Source organism: Tissierellales bacterium (assembly GCA_025210965.1).
Classification (GTDB): Bacteria; Bacillota; Clostridia; order Tissierellales; family JAOAQY01; genus JAOAQY01.
Genome location: JAOAQY010000149.1, coordinates 21,820 through 30,094, shown reverse-complemented (window position 1 = coordinate 30,094; position 8,275 = coordinate 21,820). Strand labels below are relative to the sequence as shown.

Annotated in this window: 7 protein-coding genes; 5 read left to right on the top strand and 2 right to left on the bottom strand. The window is 32.2% G+C overall.

What is annotated here, in order from left to right; translation table 11 throughout:
* The first annotated feature begins 47 nt into the window (after window positions 1-47).
* The 4 genes from N4A40_10500 to N4A40_10485 are packed head-to-tail and all read left to right on the top strand — an operon-like array spanning window position 48 to window position 4,331.
* Entirely contained in the window at window positions 48-1,169 is a 1,122-nt protein-coding gene (locus N4A40_10500; GenBank protein ID MCT4662280.1) for a mandelate racemase/muconate lactonizing enzyme family protein, read from the top strand.
* Between the two features lie 44 nt (window positions 1,170-1,213).
* Complete coding sequence (locus N4A40_10495) at window positions 1,214-2,788, top strand: BCCT family transporter (protein ID MCT4662279.1); 1,575 nt, start codon at window positions 1,214-1,216, stop codon at window positions 2,786-2,788.
* Between the two features lie 19 nt (window positions 2,789-2,807).
* Entirely contained in the window at window positions 2,808-3,149 is a 342-nt protein-coding gene (locus N4A40_10490) for a UxaA family hydrolase (GenBank protein ID MCT4662278.1), read from the top strand.
* A gap of 3 nt (window positions 3,150-3,152) precedes the next feature.
* Complete coding sequence (locus N4A40_10485) at window positions 3,153-4,331, top strand: UxaA family hydrolase (protein ID MCT4662277.1); 1,179 nt, start codon at window positions 3,153-3,155, stop codon at window positions 4,329-4,331.
* Window positions 4,332-4,458: 127 nt separating this feature from the next.
* On the opposite strand, the gene N4A40_10480 is transcribed toward N4A40_10485, so the two are convergent.
* Entirely contained in the window at window positions 4,459-4,830 is a 372-nt protein-coding gene (locus tag N4A40_10480) for a DUF2500 domain-containing protein (GenBank protein ID MCT4662276.1), read from the bottom strand.
* Between the two features lie 175 nt (window positions 4,831-5,005).
* Here N4A40_10480 and N4A40_10475 point away from each other — a divergent pair, with 175 nt between their 5' ends.
* Window positions 5,006-7,387 (top strand): methyl-accepting chemotaxis protein, encoded by a 2,382-nt coding sequence (locus N4A40_10475; protein MCT4662275.1) that lies wholly within the window; start codon window positions 5,006-5,008, stop codon window positions 7,385-7,387.
* A gap of 54 nt (window positions 7,388-7,441) precedes the next feature.
* Here the strand turns inward: N4A40_10475 and N4A40_10470 are convergent, their stop codons facing one another.
* Window positions 7,442-8,173: a sugar phosphate isomerase/epimerase gene (locus N4A40_10470; GenBank protein MCT4662274.1), complete on the bottom strand. Its 732-nt coding sequence runs from the start codon at window positions 8,171-8,173 to the stop codon at window positions 7,442-7,444.
* Window positions 8,174-8,275: the final 102 nt, after the last annotated feature.

Sequence of the window (8,275 nt, the reverse complement as noted above, 5' to 3'; positions counted from 1 at the left end):
TGTCGACAATAAGGCCTATTAGAATGATTTAGGAGGAAACCGTTATTATGAAAATAACAGATATAGAAGTAATTTGTCTCAGAGTCCCAGCCATTGGGGAAAAATGTGTGTGGGGTGAAGATGCTGTACTGGTAAAAATCCATACAGATGAAGGTATAACTGGTGTTGGGGAAACCGATTCATCTCCACTAGTTGTAAAAAGTTTGATAGAAACACCTAATTCAAACCTTGCATGTTTCGGTCTCAAAGAATTGTTGATTGGAGAAAATCCACTAGAAATAGATTATCTTTGGAATAAAATGTATGATTACTCAAACTACGTTGGTCGCCGCGGTGCCGGAATTCATGCTATAAGTGCTATAGATATTGCCCTTTGGGATATAGCTGGAAAATACCATGGTGTACCCGTATATGAGTTGCTTGGTGGCAAACATAGGGATAAAATTAGAGCATATGGAACATTTATTCCAGCTGATACACCTGCTGAAAACAAAACTATTGTTAGAAATTTGAAATCTAAAGGCTTTACAAGCTTAAAATTTGGTGGTGGCATTTTAGGTGATGATCCAGATACCGATTATGAAATCATAAAGGCAGTTAGAGAAGAAGCTGGAGATAATTTTGAAATTCAAATAGATCTTGCTGCTAAATGGAAAACACCCGAGCATACTCTGATGATGGCTAAACGCTTAGAAGAATTCAATCTTAATTGGATAGAAGAACCAATTGGCTCTGATGATTTACTTGGTTATCAAAATCTTGGTTCATCAATAAAGCCAATGGTTGCAGGTGGCGAAACATTAACTACAACTCATGAATTTGTTCAGTTTTTAGAATTCGGAAAACCCGATTTGGTACAACCTGATGTAACTAGATGTGGTGGTATAAGTGAATCAATGAAAATATATGAATTATCAAAACAATATGGAGTAAAACTAGTTCCTCATGGATTCAGCACGGGAATATTAATTGCTGCTACTGCACACTTTTTAGCAGCATGTGAAACAACTGACCTCATAGAATACTCACAAAGCACTAGTCCTCTTTTCAAGGATTTGGTCAAAAACCAAATAGAATTCGAAAATGGATTCATACGTGTTCCTAACGCTCCTGGATTGGGAGTTGAATTAAACGAAGAAATAATCGAGAAATATCGTGTTTTTAATTAAATATTGTAATTAACTTACGCATAATCATTTGGGAGGTTTATTTTATGAAGGTAGAAAAAAAACAATTAAAGTATGATGCTCTATTGATATCTATAAGTATGGCATTAGTTCTTGGAATAGTTGCATTTTTAGTAGTAAAACCTGAAGTTTCTCAGGCAATTGCTGGTAATATTTTTGGTACATTCACTGATTTATTTGGGTCAGGTGTGTTGTTATTTACATTTCTTGGCATATTACTATTGATAGGTATTGCACTCAGTAAGTACGGAAGTATAAGGCTTGGAATGGAAAAACCTGAGTATTCGACATTTAAATGGGTTGCTATGATGATTTGTTGTGGTCTCGGTTCCGCTACTGTCTATTGGGCATTTATGGAATGGGCTTATTATATAGGTTCTCCTGGTGTTGGAATAGAACCAGGCTCATCTCTTGCATACGAAATGAGTGTTACTTATAGTATGTTCCACTGGGGTGTTAGCGCCTGGACACTTTATGCATTAGCTGCTATTCCTGTTGCTTATCACTTCTATGTTAGAAAAAATCAAGGGCTTAGTTTCAGCTCCGTAGTAAGTGCTATGACTGGAATAAAATCAAATGGAATTGTCGGACGAATCATAGACGTAATATTTATATTTACTTGTTTTGGTGGTTTGAGTATAACTCTTGGCGTTTCTGTTCCCTTGGTTACTCAAGTAGTATGTAGTGTAATTGGCATAGAACCTAATTTTACAATGAATATATTACTTATAGTATTAATTTCTGTAATCTATTCTTTCAGTTCTTATATTGGTATCCAAAAAGGCATGAGTAAACTCGCTGATTGGAATACTAAGTTAGCTATTTTATTCTGTATTTTAGTATTATTGATAGGACCGACTTTATTTATCATGAAAAACTTTGTAAACTCATTTGGACTTATGATACAAAATTTTGTTCACATGAGCTTGTATACTGATCCAGTTGCAAATAGTGGTTTCCCAGAGTCTTGGACTATCTTCTACTGGCTATATTGGACTGCTTATGCTCCTTTCACTGCACTATTTATCACTAAAGTCTCAAAGGGACGTACTATTCGCTCAGTTATAACAAACACTTTAGTCAGCGGTAGTTGTGGCTGTTTCTTCTTCTTTGGTATTTTAGGAAGTTTTACTATGGAGAGAGCTGTATCTAAAGTTGTTCCGGTTGTTGATATGCTAAATAAAGGTCTTGATAAAGAAGCTATAGTCATGAGTCTTCAGTCTCTTCCTGCGGGTAATCTACTTTTGATAATGTTTGCTGTTATAACAGTATTTTTTCTTTCAACAACTCTTGATGGAGCAGCCTTTACAATGGCATCAACAGCTACTCCAGGTCTTAAAAATAATGAAGAACCGCATCCTATCCATAGATTGTTTTGGTGTGTAATGCTTGCACTAGTTCCTCTTACTATGATTTTGATAGGAGCAAACTTAAATACTATAAAAACATGCGCTGTGGCAACTGCTATTCCGCTAATTTTTATAATGATAATCATGCTATATGGTTGGTTGAAATGGATGTTTAAAGACTATTCTCACAAACATTCTTTGGAAATTCACAATGAATTCAAGATGGATGATGATGATAAAAATATCGCTTAAGCTTTAGGAGGATTTATCTATGATGAAAAAAGTCATACTCATGGAAGCAAATGACAATGTAGCAACTGCTCTTGATGATATTATCAAAAATGATTCAGTCGTTTTGCTTTCACATAATAATGAAATACTTGGAAATTTAAATGCACTTAACAATATTCCTTTTGGAAATAAAATAGCACTAAAAAACATACCTGTTGGCTGTGAAATCATAAAATATAATTCTATAATAGGTGAGTCGACAAAAAATATAGTACAAGGTGAACTAGTACATGTTCACAATGTCAAAAGTTTGAGAGTAGATATCCCTGAAGCTTTTAAAAAAGAAATCGTGCGACAGATGAATATCGATGTGGAGGTATAATTCATGAATTTTATGGGATATAAAAGAGCTGACGGTAGTGTCGGCACTAGAAATAAAATATTAGTAATAGCTGTTGATGAATGTTGCGAAGGCATAGCTCGCCATATAATAAAAGACTGCAATGATGCTGTGCTACTTACGAATTACTACACTTGCATGCTTGGTGGCAATGAAGAAACATTTAATCAGATGATAGCTGTGGGGCAAAACCCTAACGTAGCTGCATGTTTAGTGATAGCTATGAGCTGTGGAAGTATCCTTCCAGAACAAGTTGCTGAGCCTATAGCTAAAACGGGAAAAAAAGTAATCTGCTTAAATTGCGTTGAAAATGGAGGCACTAAAAAAACTATAAGCATAGGTCAATCTAAACTAAGAGAATTAGAAATATATGCAAATTCTTTCAAACGAGAATCTGTCGACGTCAATAAATTGATAGTAGGTGTAAAATGCGGTGGTTCTGATACTAGTTCAGGCATAGCTTCGAACCCTAGTGTCGGTTCTATGGTTGATAAATTAGTAGATGCTGGTGGTTCTGCTATTGGTGGGGAACTCATGGAGTTAATTGGATGCGAAAAGCAGCTTATAAAACGTGCTGAAAGTGATACTGTTGCTGATAAAATTGTACGTCTAATAGAAAATGAAGAAAAGCGTTGGAGCGTAGAAGGCACTGAAGTCGAAACGATAAGTATTGGCAATAGTATCGGTGGATTAACAACTCTAGAAGAAAAATCTTTAGGAGCTCTTCATAAGATGGGACATAAACCAATTGTAGATGTTCTTCAAGTCAATAAAGATTTTGTTGATAAACCTAAAAAAACTGGATTCTATCTTTCCGAAACAACTATGCTTTGTGGCGGATCAGCTGTTAATTTTGCATCTTTCGGAGCACAACTTATAGTGTGGACTACTGGAGGGGCTGGTTTTAATAATCCACTCTTACCAGTTATCAGAGTCAGCGGTAATCAAGATCTGATAAACGACGATATAGACATCGATGCTACTGGAATAATGAAAGGTATAGAATCTGTAAATAGCGTCGGAGAAAAAATACTAGAAAAAGTTTTAGAAACAGCTAGTGGTTCTAGTACTAATATAGAAGGTTTTGGAGAATCAACTATGACTCTCTATCAAAAAGATCAAAGAGTAGAAACTCTTTTGAATATACCTTGTAAACAATCTTGATTGCATATTGTACATTCACTTAGTTTTAAAAACAACAACTTAGTACTAAGGATTTCTATGAAGGTAATCTGGCGTAAAAAATAAAACTGCTATGACAACAATTTACATTGTCATAGCAGTTTTTATATTACACTCTCTTGAAATCTTTATACCTAGTTCCTTGAAACGTAAGTTTACCTCTATCTCCCTCAATCAACAATCCATATTGATTTCCTTGAAGTTCAAATTCTGACCTATCTCCACTGTCAAATTCAAAAGTTACATAGTAATCCGTTCTTATACTGTCACTCATATGATCATTCGAAGAACTACTTCTCCTTTGGTCTACTCTTTTTGCTACTATCTTTGCATCTACTGTAAGCACCGGTGATTTATTATTTTTATCCCATTGCTGTATGCCCTTGACAATTGCAGTTAAAAACATGCCAAATATCAATATAAACATTGCTCCAAAAATATAAGGAAAAACGTCAAACATAAAATTAGATTCCATTCCCATAGAGATTACCTCCCTCAATATAATTCTTTCTAACCTCGATTTATATTTTATATGAAAGTGCACCTATAGTCAAAGAATTAGACCTTAAATTTAGTATAAATTTATTTTGAACTATAAGCGTTTGGGTATATTCTATATAATTGAATGCTTTTTAAAGGAGGTTGTTAAAGTGAAAATGACAATAAAAACCAAGTTACTTATATCTATTCTTTTAGTTTCATTGATACCATTTATTACAGTTAGTATATTTTCATACAATAGTTCTAAATCTGAAATTGAAAATATAGTAACTAAAGAACTAGTAGCCATAAGAGAAAATAAATCAACACAAATTGAAGACTATTTTAAACAAATACAAAATCAAATTACAACTTATTCAAATAATAAAATGATACAATCTGCCATGTCTGAATTTAAGATTGCTTTTTCAAATGTAAAAAATGAATCAACCATTGATTTAGATGTCTCAAAGAACAATGTTCTGAATTATTTAAACAACGAGTTTGTTCCCGCATTAAATCAAAATCTCACCACCCCAGTATCGGGCAATAAGTTTTTGAGTAAAAATCCTAATACTATATTGCTACAAGATCAATACATATCTTCAAACTCAAATCCTTTAGGTAGCAAACATTTACTAACTCGTGGTGCAAGCGATATAAGTTATAATGATATTCATCAAAATTATCATCCAAATATACGCTCTTATTTAGAAACATTTGGATATTATGATATTTTTTTGGTAGATGCCGATACTGGAAATATAGTGTATAGTGTATTTAAAGAAGCTGATTATGCAACTAGTTTGCTTGATGGACCTCATAAAAATTCAAATATAGCCGCTGTTTTTAAAAGTGCACTTAATATTTCAAAAAATGAATTTGTAATTGAAGATTTTGATTTCTACAATCCATCATATAATGCTCCTGCTTCATTTATTGCTTCTCCGATATATAAAGATGGTATACGTGAAGGAGTTTTAATATTTCAGATACCTATAAACAAAATTAATGAGGTTATGACCAATAACTATTCATGGAAAAATAGTGGTCTAGGAGAATCAGGCGAAGTATATTTGGTAGGTAATGACAAAACTTTAAGATCAAATTCACGATTTTTAATTGAAGATTTTGATAATTATCTAAAAACACTTTCTGACTCTGGAGTATCTGATTCAATTTTAAAAAATATAGAAAATAATAATACTTCGGTTCTGCTACAAAGTGCTGATACTTTGTCTACTCAAAATGCTCTTTCAGGAAAAACAGGAACAGAGTTAATTAAAGATTATAGAAACATAGCTGTATTGAGTTCTTATTCTCCACTGTCAATAGCTGGTCTTGATTACATTATTTTGTCAGAAATAGATGAATCAGAAGCTTTCGATTCTATTTATATGCTTCGTAATTTTATGCTTTTTATAGCTTTAATTTCAATTGTATCAATACTATTCATTGGATTTTTACTTGCGGTAAGTTTGTCTAGACCTCTTTTGAAAACAGCTTTGTTATTACAAGACATATCAGAAGGCGAAGGTGACTTAACAAAATCACTCAACTCAAATAGAAGCGATGAAATAGGTCTCGTAGCCAAATGGTTTAATTTATTTGTTTCTAAATTAAAGCATATTATTAGAGATTTATTGGTCAGTGCTCGTGAATTAAATGAAAATGTTCATCACTTTGACACTTTAATGACTCAATCAAATGAAAACTTGGATGATATAATAAATTCTGTTAATATTGTAAACGAGTCAATCCAAAATAATGCTAGTATATCTGAAGAAATAAATGCAAGTATCGAAGAACTTTCTAGTTCTGCAAATGCTATATATCAGCAAACATTAAATACTATGGATAATAGTAAATCTGTTTCAAATGCTGTTACCTCTGGTCAAACTAATATAACTGACGTAGTTCAAGCTATTGATAATGTAAAAATTAGTTCTGATGATGTCTCTAATGTACTAAAAGAATTGCAGCAATCTGCTGATCAAATTGGTAATATCGTTAATTTAATTCAATCTATTTCAGAACAAACTAATCTTTTAGCTTTAAATGCTTCAATTGAGGCAGCACGAGCAGGTGAAGCTGGCAAAGGATTTGCTGTTGTAGCCGAAGAAGTGAGAAAATTAGCTGAAGAAAGTAATAGTTCAACAGAAACTATTAGGACAACTATAACAACCATACAGGATAGAATGCTTCATACAATTCAAATTGTTGATAATGAAAAAACACTTGTAGATCAATCGGTTGAGAAAAGTGAAATAGCTAAAAATGAATTTGATAATATCGCTAATTCTATTCAAACTATAATTAAAGAAATTTCTGAAATAACAAAAGCAACACATCAACAGTCAACTATAGCTGATGACATGGCTCTTGCAATAGAAAGTTTAGCTACTTCAACACAAGATAATGCTTTAGCAGTACAAGATATAACAGCAAAGACAAATCTACAATCCTCAATAATAGAAGAAATTCAGCATGGAAATGAATCTATAAAAAAACTTACTAGAGATCTCGATAGTATAGCAAATAAATTTATCATTAATTAAAAAACAAATCAAAAAGTAGTATAATCACAATATCATGATTATACTACTTTTTTTCTAACTGTTTTTTATAATTCTTTCAATCGTATTCTTCGATTTAACAATATCTTCATCCGTTTCAACTACTTCAAATACTATTTTCCCATCAAAATTTATCAAAATATCTTTAAATATAGTTTCAAAATCAATCTCACCATCTCCAATTGGAAGGTGTTCATGCAATATATCAAAATGTTTGTCTGCTATATGAAGTACTTTTGGTTTTTTAGCTGTTACCATAGCTTTCAAATGATCCAATCCATCTATATGTGCTATATCTAACAAAAACTCTAAATTGTTGTGTACCCCAAACATTTTTTCAATCTCTTCAGTCTCTGTAAAGATAGGATTTAGTTTACTATTATTCTCCAAATAAATTACAACATCATCTTTTGACAACTCTTTAAGCGCAAAATCTATTTGCTCAATCAATTCATCTAAACTATGCTCTTTTATAGGACTATTGTCTGATATGGGATGTATTATAAGTTCCTTATGTCCCAATTTTTTCAGTATTTCTCTAAGTTTTGGTATGTGCTCTTCAAATTCATTTATATTTAGAACTGCATGTATTATAGTTGGAAATCCAAATTCATTAATTAATTCTATAGGATTTTCATCATCTTCGTGAAAGCTAAAACCATTGTTATCATACCACAATTGCATAAAGTCAAATCCATTTGCTTTTGCAAACTCAACCTCATCTTTGTACCTGTTAAAAAATCTTGCCAAACATCCTAATTTTAACATTATCTATCCTCCAATATGAATTATTATATTGATTTATACCCAATATTCACTAGATAGATATTTTACAACACTTTAATGTTTTGTTCAAACTTTACGATTTAC